Annotated in this window: 19 protein-coding genes and 3 tRNA genes; 13 read left to right on the forward strand and 9 right to left on the reverse strand. The window is 60.4% G+C overall.

Going from position 1 to position 15,309, the window contains the following annotated elements; genetic code table 11:
* Positions 1-2 precede the first annotated feature (2 nt).
* The 10 genes from LPA36_RS17770 (at position 3) to LPA36_RS17815 (ending at position 5,690) form a co-directional block, all read left to right on the forward strand.
* The gene (locus LPA36_RS17770) at positions 3-587 is read left to right on the forward strand and encodes a helix-turn-helix domain-containing protein (RefSeq protein ID WP_228879348.1); all 585 of its coding nucleotides are present in this window, start codon (positions 3-5) and stop codon (positions 585-587) included.
* Between the two features lie 562 nt (positions 588-1,149).
* The gene (locus LPA36_RS17775; RefSeq protein WP_228879350.1) at positions 1,150-1,356 is read left to right on the forward strand and encodes a hypothetical protein; all 207 of its coding nucleotides are present in this window, start codon (positions 1,150-1,152) and stop codon (positions 1,354-1,356) included.
* Between the two features lie 216 nt (positions 1,357-1,572).
* Positions 1,573-1,920 carry a beta-hexosaminidase gene (locus LPA36_RS17780; protein WP_228879354.1) on the forward strand — a complete coding sequence of 116 codons (348 nt, stop codon included), beginning with the start codon at positions 1,573-1,575 and terminating at the stop codon, positions 1,918-1,920.
* Entirely contained in the window at positions 1,917-2,375 is a 459-nt protein-coding gene (locus tag LPA36_RS17785; protein ID WP_228879357.1) for an ACP synthase, read from the forward strand. The genes LPA36_RS17780 and LPA36_RS17785 overlap by 4 nt, the downstream gene beginning before the upstream one ends.
* A complete protein-coding gene (locus LPA36_RS17790; RefSeq protein ID WP_228879359.1) occupies positions 2,372-2,617 on the forward strand; it encodes a hypothetical protein in 246 nt (81 codons plus the stop codon). Before LPA36_RS17785 ends, LPA36_RS17790 begins: the two co-directional genes overlap by 4 nt.
* The gene (locus LPA36_RS17795) at positions 2,607-3,281 is read left to right on the forward strand and encodes a hypothetical protein (protein WP_228879362.1); all 675 of its coding nucleotides are present in this window, start codon (positions 2,607-2,609) and stop codon (positions 3,279-3,281) included. The genes LPA36_RS17790 and LPA36_RS17795 overlap by 11 nt, the downstream gene beginning before the upstream one ends.
* The gene (locus tag LPA36_RS17800; RefSeq protein WP_228879735.1) at positions 3,271-4,557 is read left to right on the forward strand and encodes a transcriptional regulator; all 1,287 of its coding nucleotides are present in this window, start codon (positions 3,271-3,273) and stop codon (positions 4,555-4,557) included. The genes LPA36_RS17795 and LPA36_RS17800 overlap by 11 nt, the downstream gene beginning before the upstream one ends.
* Positions 4,554-5,012: a hypothetical protein gene (locus tag LPA36_RS17805; RefSeq protein ID WP_228879364.1), complete on the forward strand. Its 459-nt coding sequence runs from the start codon at positions 4,554-4,556 to the stop codon at positions 5,010-5,012. Before LPA36_RS17800 ends, LPA36_RS17805 begins: the two co-directional genes overlap by 4 nt.
* Before the next feature lie 10 nt (positions 5,013-5,022).
* Positions 5,023-5,373, forward strand: coding sequence for a hypothetical protein (locus LPA36_RS17810; protein WP_228879366.1), 351 nt, complete (start codon positions 5,023-5,025; stop codon positions 5,371-5,373).
* On the forward strand, positions 5,370-5,690 hold the full coding sequence (locus LPA36_RS17815) for a helix-turn-helix domain-containing protein (RefSeq protein WP_228879370.1): 321 nt from the start codon (positions 5,370-5,372) through the stop codon (positions 5,688-5,690). Before LPA36_RS17810 ends, LPA36_RS17815 begins: the two co-directional genes overlap by 4 nt.
* A gap of 76 nt (positions 5,691-5,766) precedes the next feature.
* On the opposite strand, the gene LPA36_RS17820 is transcribed toward LPA36_RS17815, so the two are convergent.
* The 9 genes from LPA36_RS17820 to uvrC form a co-directional block, all read right to left on the reverse strand.
* On the reverse strand, positions 5,767-6,462 hold the full coding sequence (locus LPA36_RS17820; protein ID WP_228879371.1) for a hypothetical protein: 696 nt from the start codon (positions 6,460-6,462) through the stop codon (positions 5,767-5,769).
* 10 nt (positions 6,463-6,472) lie between these two features.
* On the reverse strand, positions 6,473-7,108 hold the full coding sequence (locus LPA36_RS17825; RefSeq protein ID WP_228879374.1) for a hypothetical protein: 636 nt from the start codon (positions 7,106-7,108) through the stop codon (positions 6,473-6,475).
* Complete coding sequence (locus LPA36_RS17830; protein WP_228879377.1) at positions 7,105-7,842, reverse strand: hypothetical protein; 738 nt, start codon at positions 7,840-7,842, stop codon at positions 7,105-7,107. The genes LPA36_RS17825 and LPA36_RS17830 overlap by 4 nt, the downstream gene beginning before the upstream one ends.
* Positions 7,843-7,967: 125 nt before the next feature.
* On the reverse strand, positions 7,968-9,128 hold the full coding sequence (locus LPA36_RS17835) for a site-specific integrase (RefSeq protein WP_228879379.1): 1,161 nt from the start codon (positions 9,126-9,128) through the stop codon (positions 7,968-7,970).
* A 188-nt stretch (positions 9,129-9,316) separates the two neighbouring features.
* Positions 9,317-9,390, reverse strand: a tRNA-Cys gene (locus LPA36_RS17840).
* A 112-nt stretch (positions 9,391-9,502) separates the two neighbouring features.
* Positions 9,503-9,578, reverse strand: a tRNA-Gly gene (locus tag LPA36_RS17845).
* Positions 9,579-9,642: 64 nt separating this feature from the next.
* A tRNA-Gly gene (locus LPA36_RS17850) sits at positions 9,643-9,718 on the reverse strand.
* Positions 9,719-9,843: 125 nt separating this feature from the next.
* Complete coding sequence (gene pgsA, locus LPA36_RS17855; protein ID WP_228879384.1) at positions 9,844-10,437, reverse strand: CDP-diacylglycerol--glycerol-3-phosphate 3-phosphatidyltransferase; 594 nt, start codon at positions 10,435-10,437, stop codon at positions 9,844-9,846.
* Between the two features lie 134 nt (positions 10,438-10,571).
* The gene (gene uvrC, locus LPA36_RS17860) at positions 10,572-12,692 is read right to left on the reverse strand and encodes an excinuclease ABC subunit UvrC (protein WP_228879387.1); all 2,121 of its coding nucleotides are present in this window, start codon (positions 12,690-12,692) and stop codon (positions 10,572-10,574) included.
* 110 nt (positions 12,693-12,802) lie between these two features.
* Here uvrC and earP point away from each other — a divergent pair, with 110 nt between their 5' ends.
* The 3 genes from earP (at position 12,803) to LPA36_RS17875 (ending at position 15,241) form a co-directional block, all read left to right on the forward strand.
* Positions 12,803-13,987, forward strand: a complete 1,185-nt coding sequence (gene earP, locus LPA36_RS17865; protein ID WP_228879390.1) for an elongation factor P maturation arginine rhamnosyltransferase EarP — start codon at positions 12,803-12,805, stop codon at positions 13,985-13,987.
* Between the two features lie 223 nt (positions 13,988-14,210).
* Positions 14,211-14,768: an elongation factor P gene (gene efp / locus LPA36_RS17870; RefSeq protein ID WP_228879392.1), complete on the forward strand. Its 558-nt coding sequence runs from the start codon at positions 14,211-14,213 to the stop codon at positions 14,766-14,768.
* 263 nt (positions 14,769-15,031) lie between these two features.
* Entirely contained in the window at positions 15,032-15,241 is a 210-nt protein-coding gene (locus LPA36_RS17875; RefSeq protein ID WP_228879395.1) for a CsbD family protein, read from the forward strand.
* Positions 15,242-15,309: the final 68 nt, after the last annotated feature.

Genomic DNA, 15,309 nt, shown 5'->3' on the forward strand with positions numbered 1-15,309 from the left:
TGATGTTATCCAATCTTGGTTACTTTGACAAGCAACAAACCCGGCCAAGTCGCCGCACTTGCTTAACCATGCTTGGCAACATTCCAAGCATGAAAACGAAGCCCACCAAATTGATCGTCGCGGAAAACATTCTTCGGCTCATGGAGGCGGCACCGCCGCCGCGAAACACGCAACTGGGACTGTCAAAGAAAGCCGGTGTTGCGCAGAGTTCGATTGGGCGGTTAATTCGGGCCGAGGTTGAGGCGCGTCTTGATCTGCTCGAAGACGTTGCTCGCGCGCTGGGCGTAACCGTGGGCGACTTAACTACCGAGAGAGACGCGAGCTACATCGATTACAACCGGAAGCAATACGCCGCCCTATCGACCCCCGATAAGGAGAAGGTCGAATCATTCATAGCGTTCGTCATTGAGAGCAGCGCCAAGGGTGCAAAGCGCGACACATTGGAATTCACTCAAATTGGCCGGCTGACCGAGGACGAGATGAAAGGCGAGAGCGCTGTTGGAAATGAGAGACTAAACCAACAGACGCTAACCGCTAATGAGACCAAAGACCAAACCGTCCCGAGAAGGCACCAAAAACGTCACTAACTTTCCACGCAAGCGGAAACTATCGCCAGCAGCAGCTCCGCACGAGATATCGCAGGATCAAGCACATCTACGGAAAAAGATCAGGGACAGCCTAAATCTGGGTGAAAACAGCCCCATAGCTGCTGCGACTGTTTTCCTTCGAGCGGACGGCACAATTGAGACGACCGCAATCGGCATTGAGCCAGCGGTATGCGCTCGCTTCGCGACAGAGTTAGACCGCCTCTCACGCCTGACGCGCTGGCACGCCCAGCGACGACGGGTCGCAGCCCAATCCGGCTGGGCGTCGCTTGCAATCTTGTTGCCTGCGACCCTTATGGCGGCCTCGTACATCAATACCCTCCCCTGGCTTGATTCCCTTATCTGCCTTGGATCGCACGCCATTGCTTACTGGATGAGCGATGCGGGACGGCCAGAACACTAACCGAGAACGAGACATCCGGACGCACTTCCCTCGCTCCCGGCACGATCGCATCGCGTCGAAGTAACCTAACTTGGTTGACTGATATCACCAAATTTGGTTACTCTCCGTCGTACGCAATTCCTTGCGTGTGACGGAGAACCCATGAAATCAATCCCTGATGTGAACGGAGAAGCCCGCCGGGCCTACCTCCGAGAGATGCAGGACGGCTTCACGCCCCTGCAAAGTGACTTTGAACAGTCGCCGGTATGGCGCATCACCCTGCTGGTCGCTGTCTTCGTGATCGGCATCAACGTGTTCGCGCCGGCGCCGGTCGCTGTCTCGCCGGCCTCCGCACACGCGACGGTATAGCGCGACATGGCCGAGCGGATCCCAGTCACGGATGCCGAGATCGCGAAGGAACACCGCCTTCGCCGCATTCCCGGCCCCGCGTCTGCCGCGATCGTCAATCCGGCTCTCCGGATCTGTCTCGCCACGTGCGCCGAGCTCCGCAAAAAACAATCCGAATCAGACCAACCACCGCTAGACGGCAAGCGTCTCGCCGCTGGCGATACCGAATAACGCCAAATGCAAAGACCAAAATTCAAGGCTCCGCCGGAGCCGACACGCCGGGACACGATTGGCCTGCGCTCCATCGTCACGTACGACCCGATGGCACCGCGCCCCACGACACCGATCATGGTCGGTCAGTACGTGGTTGCGCGACGCCCTCTGCACGGCAGCGTTCACACGCTCTACATGATTCTCGACGGTACGCAGATCGTCGGCACGTCGATCTCGTACCCGAGTGAGGCCGATTGCGCGTCGGCGGTCAACAAGCACCGACGCCGACTGGCCGCCTCGATGGCGGTCGACACAATCGAGAAGGCGAAGAAGCGCACGCCGTGTCCCGCGCGCGCGAAGGAGGCCGTATGACGCGCCGCTCGACTTCCCCGTTCCAATACAAGCATCCGTCGACGTACGCAGAAATCGTCGTCGCGGCAAAGCGAGCGCACGCCAAGCGCATCGCCGAACTGAATGCCGCGTCAAAGATGATCACCGCGATCGAACCTGACCTCGCCGCGCTGGCGGCACAGGGGATTTACTACTCGATCGGGGACTACTCAATGTACCTGGTCGACTGGAGCACATCGACGGACAGCACCGCAAAAAAGGCACTGCGAATCAGCCACAGCCTTTGGGGCGAGTACGCCGATCGCATGGTCTCCGCATTCCTCGCGCGCGGCTGGGTGGTCGACGAGGCAAAGCCCGACGGCCGAATGAGCAAGGTGCTCTTGCGCCGCCCCAAGACGCGAATCCGGATCAGCCTCGAGTGCAGCGAGGAATTCGCAAAGCAACTGTGCCGAGTGCCGGCATCGGAGGCGCGATGATCTTCGGTCTCCTCGTCACCATCACAACGTGCGCTGCGGTCTGGTGCCTGACCGGCCCCTCCCACCAGCGCGTGTTCGGCGCCCTCTTCGGGCTGGCCGATTCCATCCTTTGGCTCTTCGCCGGCGTGTCCGCCGGCAAGATCGCCGTCGTTATCGTCGCCGCGTTCTGTGCGTTCAGCTTTGCTCGACCGCTCCTGCGCTCGCGACTGTCCCGCGTTTTCCGGAGGCATCATGCGCACTAACCTTTCTCCTATCGCGCAGCACCTGATCCTGATACTCAACGAGTGCGTCACTTGCATGACGGCCAAGCAGCTCAGGGCCAAGCTTCCTGACGCTGACGAGATGACGTTCTACAAAGAACTGCAGATGCTCGTTAGCACGGAGGTGTTCCGGCGCGGCCTCGAAACGAAATCGGGCGAGCTTGCCTACTGGCTGACGGCGAACGTACGGCCGAACGGTGTCGCCGATGTTCCCGCCAAAGCGTGGACGGAGCGCGGCGAACCGACGATGGCCGACGTCGCCGGCATCCGCACGGCCGGCGACCACTGTGTGCAACCGATCCGCGTCTCCGTCGAAAACGACAACCGTCGGCGTGTCGCCCTGCCGTCCGCACCCGGTCTGCTCGCGGCAGCCGAGGAACACATGCGCGATCGTGCGGCACAGTACGACAAGCCGGAAGGCGAGCGCAGCATGGGCACGACCGTGATCGCATTCAACGCGATCACCGGCCGGAATCTCGCCGAAGCCGAAGGCTGGTTGCTGCTGCAGTTGCTGAAAGACGTGCGTCTGTTCCAACGCCCTGGCTACCACGCCGACAGCGCCGAGGACTGCATCGCCTATGCCGCGCTGAAAGCCGAGGCCAAAGGGCGTGAGACGGCTCCCGCGAAGGAGGCCAATCATGCCTGAGACCCGCGCACTGCCGCTCGACGAGCCCATCGTCACCGGCAACACCAAGGCCGCGGTTAAAGCGGCCGGCGGCAAGTCCGCTGATCTGTGGATGCTGCCGTACGACGAGATTCACTTCGACCCTCGCGACAACGTTCGCCCGCTCGACAACGCGTGGGCGAAGCATCTTGCGAAGCTAATCCAGACGAACGGATACGACAAGAGCCAGCCGCTGCACTGCTATATCCGCAAGGTCAATGGTGAGGACCTCGTGTACCTGTGGAAAGGCCAGCATCGCTTCCACGGTATCGGTATCGCAATCGACAACGGATTTGACCCGGGCTTGATCCCCATCGTGATCGCGGATGCGAAGACGGTCGATCGCGTCAACATGATTTTCGGCGGCCTGACGAGCAATGAAAGCAAGGCGAACTCGCCGCTCGACCTCGCAGAGAAGATCACCGAGCTACGCGAGCAGCACGGCATCGACGACGCCACGATCTGCAAACGGCTCGAAATCACGCAGCAAACCATTCGTGACGTGATGCTGCTTGCCGGCGCTCCTGCGGAGATTCACAAGCTCGTGCGCACTGGAACCGTGTCGGGAACGGTCGCCATCGAGCAGATCCGCCAGCACGGTCCAGAGAAGGCGCTCGAGCGCATCGCCAAAGCCGCAGAGCAAGTGAAGTCGACGGGCAAAAGCAAGGTGACAAAGAAGCATCTGGACAAGGCGCCCGCCGCTCGCGCGTCCGGGAAGATCACCGACCTGCAGGCAAAGCAACTTTTGCAAGCCCTGCAGTCGGTCCTGCACGATCCGGTGTTCGGGAAGCTTTCGCCAGGCACGATTGCTGGTGTGCACGCAGCACTCACTCCTCACGCGGATCTGCTCGACGCGGTGTCAACGAAGCGCACAAAGCACCCGATCCACACGCCCAACGAACATGGTGCGTTTGTCGACTGCGAAAACATTCGCGCGCCTATAAAAACCCGTTACGGAACTCACCCGGCCGAGATCCATCTAGCTCAGCCCGATGACGGTGTTTGGATCTACAGCATCAGCGCACAAATCGGTCACTGCATGAAGACTGGCTTGCCCTCGATGCGCCACTTCGATGCGACGTTCCCGACGCGCGGACAAGCCATACGTGCGGCCGTCAGCGAATTCACGGCCCTGATTGAGCGGCCCAATGTCAAGGGTGCCAAAGAGCTCGCGACAGTCCGCAAGTGGCTCGACAAGCTCTGGACGATGCCGGACCCGGACTGGACCGAGGACATGGCGAAGGAGGCGGCTAAATGACGGTTCGCCCGGCCATTTCTACCCCACATCCGCTGCCGCGTGAGCGGGAACACGCGGAAAATCGCCCGCGGCTTTCCCTCGCTGGCGCCGTCCCGGCGCATGCATCGAACGACGACGTCGACGGCAACGGGCTAGCGCCCGCCCAAGCGATCCAGAAGGACGAAGCGCCGCTTGCGCGGCGCAAATCTATCCAGAAGAAGGGAGGCCAGTCGGATTCCCGACTGGCCACCGCCGCGCGGATCGACGCCGTGCGCATCGAGATCCGCCAGTTGATCGACGTGATCGCGCTCGGCGCCGACATCGAGCTGCTCGACCTCATGCGCGACGAGACAGGTAGCTATAGCCGGCACAAAGCTGCGCAGGATGCCCGCACGTGGGCCAGTGCCGCTGGCGTTCAACTCGAAACAGGTTTGATGATGCTCGACCGCGCGATGCGGTCGCCGCCGTCCGAATAAGCGAACAATCATGAGCTACGTCACTGATAACCCAACACGTTACGTGTCCGTCGTGGTCAACGGCCACACTCAGCGCTTCCGCGACCAAGCAATTTTGCAGGTCGAAGGGGCGATGCCCAAGAAACGAATCATCATGGCACTCAGATCAGCGCAGGCCGCGATCGAGGCCGCACTTACTGCGCTCCTCGAAGGTGCACACATCGAGCACTACCGAGCGATGAGCGTGCGCCGACGTTTGGACGAGCACTGGTGCATCGCCGGGCAAGCACCGGCGATGGCGCGTACGAATTTTCGGGCGATGGAAATTTTGGCGGGCTTCCAGCAAGCCGCCGCTCGACACATTGGAGGCGTGAGCGCATGAGAACGTTTGATCTGATTGAGTGCGCGGACTTCCTGAAGGTGGACCGCAACACAGCGATGAAGCTCGCCGGCACCGGCGAGCTACCGGGCGCCAAAATCGGCCGGGCTTGGGTGTTTCTGGAAGACGACGTCGTCGCCTTCCTCAGGAAGAAAACGCAGGAGCAGTCGTTGGCTCGCCTGCAAGGCGCGCACGAGCCGGAAACAGATGATCGCGTCGCCCGAGCGATCGCTCGGCAAATACCCGTGGTGGACCGTCGTCGACCCGGACGTCGCGCCCGAAGCCTGCCGCCCCTTCCCGAGCATTCGATACCCGTATAAGTCGACATGGGGCTCGCTGTCGCCCCTAGATAGACAGCGACTCACGAACTCCTAGAGAAGAACGCTCAGCGTCAGGTCACCCGTCTAAGCCGAGACGCTTGAGTTCAGCCACCGCCTCAGCTCCGGCAGGAGACACAATGTCGAAAGGCAATGGATCTTCGTCGAAGTAGTTCGCGGCGCCAATCGCCTCCTCCGGCTTAAAGCGCGGCACATTACCAACCCGGCCCAACTGAACGACGAAGTCGTCGATCGAAGTCGGTCTCGTTTGCATTAGCCGATCAAGAATCATCCTTTGCCATTGAGCGTTTTCCTCAGTCAACGGCCAAGTGCTTGTATCGACCAAATCGAAGCCGTATCGCGCCAATACTTCCAGGACGAACGTAGCGCAAGTCAGCCCTTCGCCGAGTCCAGTCTTAAGAGGCTTTCCCGTTCCTTTCTCGAAGTATCCGCCTTTATCGTCCCAACCGATCGCGTATGTGAACCGATCTTTGTTTGCGTCATAGACGTTGGCGAGAAAACCAATGATCGCGTTGGCGGCAAAGGGGTCGAGAAACTCAGCAATTACGTACGCATAGCCCGGGTCGATCGGGCTTTTTCGACACATGTTGTGCCACGCGAGATCGAAGAGCCATAGGTTGTGGTCGTTCGCCTTGACCACAAAACCAGCATGTCGCTGACCTTGCGCCCCTGTTATCGGTTCGCCACCTATTACGATCGCAAGCGCGACATCCTCTGGCAACTTTTCGTCGACCTTATAAAGAGTGACTGCCATCAATGACCGTTTAGCGGTTCAGGCCGCGCAATAGTTTTTTGGTGTCCTTGCCCTGTGCCTGAAGCTTTTCATGCACGGCCATCAAGAGACGAGGCCAAGCGGGAAGGAAAGAGCGAGCCGAAAATGACGAGCGCAACAACGCAATCAATGACCACTCCGTCAGCGGAGCAATATCGATCTCCTCAAGGAGGCGATTGACTTGCTCGTATGCCCGCAGCCGAAAACTTTGCTCGACGAAATAAACCACATAGAAAGACGCATATTGGCCGTTTCCACTTCGCTCCCAAGAGGACACGATTTCGGCTGTGTGTTGGACTTCGTCCTTCACCCGCGGCATCGCTTTTCCAAGTGATGCAACGATATGCGTGTTCCACACATGCGGGTGTCGCACATGCGAATGTGGCGTTTCCCATCTAGGTCCATCGCCGAACGACGGCTCAACCGCCGTCGACCAGAGTAGCGCAGCGGCCGCGCCGGGATCAACAGCTCTTCGATGGTGCTGAAACCATCGCTGGACACTCGTCATGTAAGCGCTCGAATCTCGATCGATGTCAACCGTGCCAGTGTCCGTCGTCATGAAAACATAACGTGGACTAGCCGGAGGGCTTTCACTCTGCGACGGTGAAGCGACCTCGAGCTGCATCATGGCTGCACTCCATGGGTCATCATTTCTATTGCAGATGTCACCAGCTCGTTGAACGCCGTCGAACGCTTATCGACGGGGATCGTTTCCGTGCGGTCAGCGGTCGTACTCAAATCAAGTTCTACTCGAGCAAAATAATGCGACTGGATGGTCGGGACCGGGCCACTGCCACCAATGTTGATCACCTGCGCAGTCGCACTCATGAGTTTGCTGATGCGATTTACGACGCCGCCGTCGAGGACGCTCGATGGCCGAGGGAAATTCGTCTGAAAGAACAGATCGCGACCCAACTCTGGATTCATTGAGATGAATGGCAGGTACGCAAGCATCGCTCGGTTGCCCTCTATAACATCGGACGCCGGATACAAAAGGCCAGCGCCGTAGGCGGTTCGGACGAAGGGTGTGTCGTCGGACGCAAGCCAAGCTGCCAACGCTTCGTTCAACGCAGGCATAATCTCTTGTGCCTCGCCGAGGGATGGTACGGAGGGTCCCGGCTCCGCAATCGGCATATACACCCAGTCGACGCGGTTGAATGCAACTTTCATTTCGAGCCGGCCAACGCCAAATGGGCCAGACTCCGAATGCTCTGCGGCATTCGGCTTCGAGAGAACGGTGTCTGGCGCCGTTCCCGTGAACGCCTGCCACCATCCCTTACCATTGGCCGTGACAGGGGCGTTCGCGATGAACGTCGCGCGCACCGCCTCTGCGCGCCATCCCGCCAGTTCTGGCAATGCCATGAAGATCTCCTAGTTTTCGACGATTGTACACGGCGCGCCAATGTGCCCGGATATTCCCCAATATTCATAGTGTTACTGCCTATCGGGCATATCCACCGTACGCTGGTGCATACAAAGCAACGCTGTTACCAAAGCCGTTCGGCCAGGTCACTTCCGCGTAGATTCGAATATCGCATCAGCATCTTGATGTCAGTATGGCCAGTGATCTTTGCAATCTGTATATCGGACAAATTCGTCTTTTCGTAAAGCCTTGACGTCGCCTCATGACGCAAATCGTGAAACGTCACCTGCCCGCATCCCGCTGCATCAAAGATTCGCCCAAACTGCCCGGACAATCGAACGGATACACCTGCCAGCACCTTACGATCGCGTGACCCGTCCCACCAAGGAAACAGCCGGCCGCCGTCAAACTCGAATCCGCTCATCTCTGGATCTTCGTCTTTGACAGCGTCGACATAGTTTTCGAACGCGCGGATCGCGACCGTTGTTAACGGTACCTGTCGCTTGCTGCCATTCTTCGTTTTATCGAGAAACACAGTCCGCCTATCAACATCGACCTGACCGAGTTCGAGCGTGTACATCTCGCGCATTCGCATAGCGGACTCGATGGCGAGTTCGAAAAGAAAGACCATCGCCGGCCGGTAATTTAATTCGGGACCGCGCTGACGGCTTTCTGGCTTTTCGCCAGCGAGGATGCGCCTGACTACTGCTTCCGCGTCGGGCATAAGACGCTGATCTCGGTGGATGTCTTCCTTCGGTGCTTTGTCTTGCACCCGGACGGCCGCGGTGTCTTCGTCCGTGTACGTGGCGTAGCGCTTCGGAAGCAGCCGAAGAGGATTGGTCGCCAGTGACGGTGAGCCCGATCGCACGACCCAGTCGAAACAACGGGCAAGCGCACCGACGTAGTGCCGAATCGTGGACGGGGCTAAGATGTCTTTCCGCTTCATTGTCTTGACCCAGCCTTCCGCCCACTGGTAGTCGACGCCCGTGAGAGGATGGCTTCGCCAGCGACCAACCAGCGCATTCAGCAACGATGCGTCCGACGATGGAAGGGAAACCTTAGTCATGTACGAACGGATTGCGTCGTCGACCGTGATCAGATCACTTCGACGCTCAACGAGGTCCTCGGGCAGGATGCCGGCGTCGAGCATCTGCTCAAGACGTCGGACATAAACATCGCCCTCCGCCTCGGTATCGAAGGTGAGGGAAAGTGGCTTTGGCAGAATGCCCTTCCGCCGGACGATGTATTCCCACGTCCCTGAGGGACGCATTCTTTTTGTGGCCATAGCCCCGCGCCAAACTGACGCAAACGGCCAATGAGCCGATTTGCGAGTGGTTCAGCGTTTTTATCGAGTGGTTAGAGAGGGCTTTGTACCACTTTAGACGACACATTTCCATAGATGGAAAGGCATAAAACCATGGGCCAGAAAAACGAAAAGCCCCGACTGGCGGGGCTTTTCTGTACATCAACTGCTGGAGGCGCGAGCCGGAGTCGAACCGGCCTAAACGGCTTTGCAGGCCGCTGCATAACCGCTTTGCTATCGCGCCGTAAGCGGACTACTGAATCGCAAAACCGCACTGCATCTTGACGATTCGCAGAATACTGCGATGGCCAACCGGCCTTCCAAACAAAAAGGGAAGCGTTGCTTCCCCTTGTGTATGGAGCGGGAGACGAGGCTCGAACTCGCGACCTCAACCTTGGCAAGGTTGCGCTCTACCAACTGAGCTACTCCCGCGTTGTACTTCATTGCCAACAACGCCCTGCCATTTTCACTACTGCAAAACGCTGCTTCAAAAATCTGGAGCGGGAGACGAGGCTCGAACTCGCGACCTCAACCTTGGCAAGGTTGCGCTCTACCAACTGAGCTACTCCCGCGTTGTGCTGCTGTTTTGCTACTCATTACTGCCTTCCGCTGCAAAACCGCTTGCACCGGAGAGACGAGATTATGTACAAGGCTCTGAAACGTGTCAACCCCTTTCCGACGAGAGATTGCACATGACTTAAACGATCCCGCCCCGCTCACGAATCTGCGGCCATGCGAGCTTCATGTAGTACAGCATCGACCAGATTGTCAGCACGGCGGCGAGATAGATCAGCCAGCCGCCCCACACGCGCGTATCGATCGACAGCCCCGCGACGAGCGGCACCGGCTCCCACAACAGAAGCATCGGAATGGCGACCATCTGGCACGCGGTCTTGAACTTGCCAAGCGAATTCACCGCGACGCTTTTCGACGCGCCGATCTGCGCCATCCACTCGCGCAGCGCGGAAATCGCGATTTCCCGCCCGACGATCACGAGCGCGATCGCCGCGTCGAGCCGGGCAAGTTGCACGAGGACGAGGAGCGCGGCGGTCACCATCAGCTTGTCGGCGACCGGGTCGAGGAATGCGCCGAATGCCGACGTCTGGTTCCATTTGCGTGCGAGATAGCCGTCGAACCAGTCGGTCAGCGCCGCCAGGATAAAGATCACCGCGGCCGCGAGATTGCGGTGCGCGAGGCTCATCATCGAGTCGCTCAGATAGAAGACGCCCACGACGAGCGGGATCAGCACGATCCGCAGCCACGTCAGGAAAATCGGAAAATTAAACGGCATGGGCGGGGGCCACGTCAGACAAGGGAGATGCAATTGTGCCGTGTCACTGGACATGCCACAAGCAATGGGGCGCGACGCGCGCCCGCTTCAGCCCGTAGCCACGCGGTTTCGCAGCGCGAATGCGGGTCGTGGGGTCAGTGCAGTTGACGGTAAATCTGCTCGGCAAGCGCCTGCGAAATGCCCTCGACGCTTGCGAGGTCGTCGACGCTCGCCGCCACCACACCGCGCAAGCCGCCAAACCGTGCGAGCAGCCGCTGGCGACGTTTCGCGCCCACGCCTTCGAGTTCCTCGAGGCGTGAGGTCTGCCGCGTCTTGCCGCGCTTTGCGCGCATGCCGGTGATCGCGAAGCGGTGCGCTTCGTCGCGGATCTGCGCGACGAGCATCAGCGCGGCACTTTCCTTGCCGAGTTCGAGCGGCGGCCTGCCACCCACGAAGATCAGCGTTTCGAGCCCGACCTTGCGCCCTTCGCCTTTCGCGACCCCGACAAGCATGTCCGTATCGAGCCCGAGCTCCGTAAATACCTGGCGCGCTATTTCGACCTGACCCTTGCCGCCGTCGATCAGCACGATCGTCGGCAACGTGCCGCCTGCCGCGACGGGTTCCGCGGCATCGGGCGTGACGGCCGGATCGGCGGCGTCTTCGGGTTGCAGCGTGGCCGCTTCGTCGGTGGCGTTCTGCGCGGCCTGCGCAACCATCTTCTCGTAGCGGCGCGTCAGGACCTGACGCATGGCGGCGTAATCGTCGCCCGGCGTGATACCGGTGATGTTGTAGCGCCGGTACTCGCCCGACTGCATCTTGTGATGGTGATACACGACGCACGACGCCTGCGTGGCCTCGCCCATCGTGTGGCTGATGTCGAAACATTCGATGCGCAGATGCGCGAGGTCTTCGCATTCGAGACCGAGCGTGTCGGCCAGTGCGCGCGTGCGCGCCTGCTGCGAGCCCTGCTCCGACAGCAGCCGCGCGAGCGCGAGCCGCGCGTTCTGCTCGGCCATCGCGAGCCAGACGCGCTTCTGCCCCTGCGGCTGGCGAAGCAGCGTGACCTTGTGGCCCGCCTGTTCGTTCAAGAGACCAATCAGCTCGCGGCTGGCAGGCGCGTGGCTTACGACCAGCACCGGCGGAATCCGGTTGCCGAGGTAATGCTGCGCGATAAACGCGTCGAGCACGTCGGCTTCGATGCCCGGAATGCGGCTTGTGTCACTGCCTGTGGGCGCGTCGGCTGTTTCAGCATCGATATCAGCTTCGGCGGGAAGCGCCTGCGCGATCACGAGCGCATCGGACACAGCCGCAGCATCGGCTTCGATCCCGGCAGCGGGCGCGGTCGACACGACGTCAGTGTCGACATCTTCCGCAGCGAGGCCGCCTTCGCCAGCGGTCAGCGCGGCCTCGACGTGCGTCGGAAAATACGCCTTGTCGCCGAGATGGCGACCGCCGCGCACCATCGCGAGATTCACGCACACGCGCCCACCCAGCGCGACGACCGCAAGAATATCGACGTCGCTCTCGCTGCCGGTTTCGATCGCCTGCTGATGCAGCACGGTCGAGAGCGAGCTCATCTGGTTACGCACCGCGGCGGCCTGCTCGAACTTCAGATCGACGGCGAACGCATGCATCTTCTGTTCGAGTTCCTGCATCACTTCTTTCTGCCGGCCGAGCAGAAAGCGCGACGCGTTCGCCACGTCGCGCGCGTAATCCTCTTCGCTGATCGCGTTGACGCATGGCGCCGTGCACCGCTGGATCTGATGCAGCAGACAGGGCCGCGTCCGGTTGTTGAACACAGAATCTTCGCAGGTGCGCAGCTGGAACACGCGCTGCAGGATCTGGATACTTTCGCGCACCGCCCACGCACTCGGAAACGGCCCGAAGTACTGGTTCTTCTTGTCGACGGCGCCGCGGTAATACGCCATGCGCGGAAACTTGTGGCCCGTCAGTTTCAGGAACGGATAGGACTTGTCGTCGCGAAAGAGGATGTTGTAGCGCGGCGCGAGTGCCTTGATCAGATTGTTTTCGAGCAGCAGCGCTTCGGCCTCTGAACGCGTCACCGTCGTCTCGATACGCACGATGCGCGTCACCATCATCGCGATGCGCGGCGACAGCAGCGTCTTCGTGAAATAACTCGACACGCGCTTTTTCAGGTCGCGCGCCTTGCCGACATACAGCACGGCACCCTGCGCGTCGTAATAGCGGTAGACGCCCGGCAGATGCGGCAGTTGGGCGAGTATTTTCTTGGGCTCGAAAGCGTCGGATTCGGTCATGCAGGATCAGGCTGGGCGCCGCGCGCGAACACGCGGAAACGGGGGTGAGTGCTTTAGAATCGCCAGTTTAGAACATTCCGCGCGCGTCCGAACAACGTCCGCCGGCCGCCATGTCCTCTCCGACTTCCTTCAGTGCTCCTCCGCCCGCCGGCATCGCGTGCGATATTTTCTGCGCGGTCATCGACAATTTCGGCGACATCGGCGTCTGCTGGCGACTCGCACGGCAGCTCGCCGGGGAATATGGCTGGCAGGTGCGCGTCTTCGTCGACGACCTCCACGCGTTCCAGAAGCTGTGCCCTTCGCTCGTCGCCGAAGAGGCGCGCCAGTCCGTCGAAGGCATCGTGGTCGAGCACTGGCACGCGCCGTCGCACGCGGGCGATACGCTCGAAATCGCGGATGTCGTCATCGAGGCGTTCGGCTGCGAACTGCCCGCCGTGTACGTCACGGCGATGGCCGGGCGCGAGCGCGCGCCGGTATGGCTGAACCTCGAATACCTGAGCGCCGAGGACTGGGTCGCCGATTTTCACCTGCGCCCATCGCAGCATCCGCGCCATGCACTCAGAAAGACGTTCTTTTTCCCTGGGCTTGGCCCGGGTACCGGCGGCGTCCTGAAAGAACGCGGGCTCGACGCAGCCCGCATTGCGTTCGAATCGTCCGGTGCCGCACGTGCCGCCTGGTGGCAGCAGGCGACGGGTGCGCCGCCGCCCGCGCCCGACACGACGGTCATCTCGCTCTTCGCTTACGAAAATCCGGCAGCCGACAGCCTCCTCGAACAATGGCGCGACAGCGCGAACGAAATCGTCCTGCTCGTCCCGGAAGGCCGCATTTCGGGCGCACTCGCGCGCTTTTTCGGGTTGCCGTCGTTCGTGGCGGGCACCCACGCGAAGCGCGGCGGCCTCACCGCCCACGCGCTCGCCTTCACCGACCAGCGCGGCTATGACGCGTTGCTGTGGGCAAGCGACATCAACTTCGTGCGCGGTGAAGATTCGTTTGTGCGTGCGCAATGGGCGGCGAGGCCGTTCATCTGGCACATTTATCCGCAGACAGACGACGCCCACCTGCCCAAGCTCGACGCCGCCCTCGCCCACTATGCCGGACCGCTGCCGAGGGCGTCCCGCGACGCACTCGCCCGCTTCTGGCACGCGTGGAACGGCGTGGGCACGCCGGACTGGCCGGAATTCCAGCGTCACCGGGCCGCCTTCGAGGCGCGCGCCGCCGACTGGGCGCACGAACTTGCCGGCGTCGGCGACCTCGCTGGAAATCTGGCCGAATTTGCAAAAAGTCAGTTAAAATAAGCGGTTATCCAACGGCCGACGACTCAAGCGCGGCCCGATTGCGGCGACGCGCCAGGCCTGAAACCGGCGCATTTCCCGATCGGCGCCATTCGTACGCGCCAGAATGGGTAAATCCAAGGCAGGCGCACAGCACGCCCGGGTAAGCGCCGGGCACCGAACGCGTTTGCGTCGTATGCCGTTGAGCACAAAAGTTGAAGCTACTTATTTCGTACAGGACAGTTTTATGAAGATCGCACAGGAACTCCGCACCGGTAACGTCGTGATGATCGGCGCAGACGCGATGGTCGTGCAGAAGGCCGAATACAACAAATCGGGCCGTAACTCCGCCGTCGTGAAAATGAAGTTCAAGAACCTGCTGACGGGCGCAGGCATGGAATCGGTCTACAAGGCCGATGACAAGTTCGACGTCGTGCTGCTCGAGCGCAAGGAAGTGACGTACTCGTACTTCGCCGACCCGATGTACGTGTTCATGGACGCCGACTACAACCAGTTCGAAGTCGAAGCCGAAATGATGGGCGACGCGCTGCACTACCTCGAAGACGGCATGGCTTGCGAAGTCGTGTTCTACAACGAGAAGGCGATTTCGGTCGAACTGCCGACCACGCTCGTTCGCGAAATTCTGTACACGGAACCGGCTGTCAAGGGCGACACGTCGTCGGGCAAAGTCCTGAAGACGGCCAAGCTGAACACCGGTTTCGAACTGCAAGTGCCGCTCTTCTGCAATATCGGCGACAAGATCGAAATCGATACGCGTACGCACGAGTACCGCAGCCGCGCGTAATCACGCGCCGGATCTGCCTCGCCGCTTTTTAAGCGACGAATCGCGAAAAGCGCCCCTCGGGGCGCTTTTTCTTTTTTGCACGACCGTGTATGGTTTAAGCAAACTTTACCGGCCCGACGCGCAAATTTTCCGGTATCTGCGCAACCGATATCTGCCCGGAGCAGCCATGTCATTGATATAGCTGGATTTTTGCCTTTGGCACGCTCTCTGCTACGGAACAGGGTGAGCTTTAAAGCTTTCCCTTTTCCAAGTGGAGGTGCGAGATGAACAACGACATCGCTGAGGGCAAATGGAAACAGATGATCGGTAAGGCGAAAACCGCCTGGGGTGAACTCACGGACGACGAGCTGACGAAGGCCGAAGGGCGTGCCGAAAAGCTCACCGGGCTGATCCAGGAGCGCTATGGCAAGACGCGCGACGAAGCGGCGCGCGAAGTACGTCGTTTTTTCGACGCCCACCGGCGCGACTTCTGACGCCCATGACGTCGAGCGAAGCCAGCAAGTGTTCCTGACTGCATGTCACGGTCAGAGCCGGTAAAGTT

This window comes from Paraburkholderia saeva (assembly GCF_907164555.1).
Classification (GTDB): domain Bacteria; phylum Pseudomonadota; class Gammaproteobacteria; order Burkholderiales; family Burkholderiaceae; genus Paraburkholderia; species Paraburkholderia saeva.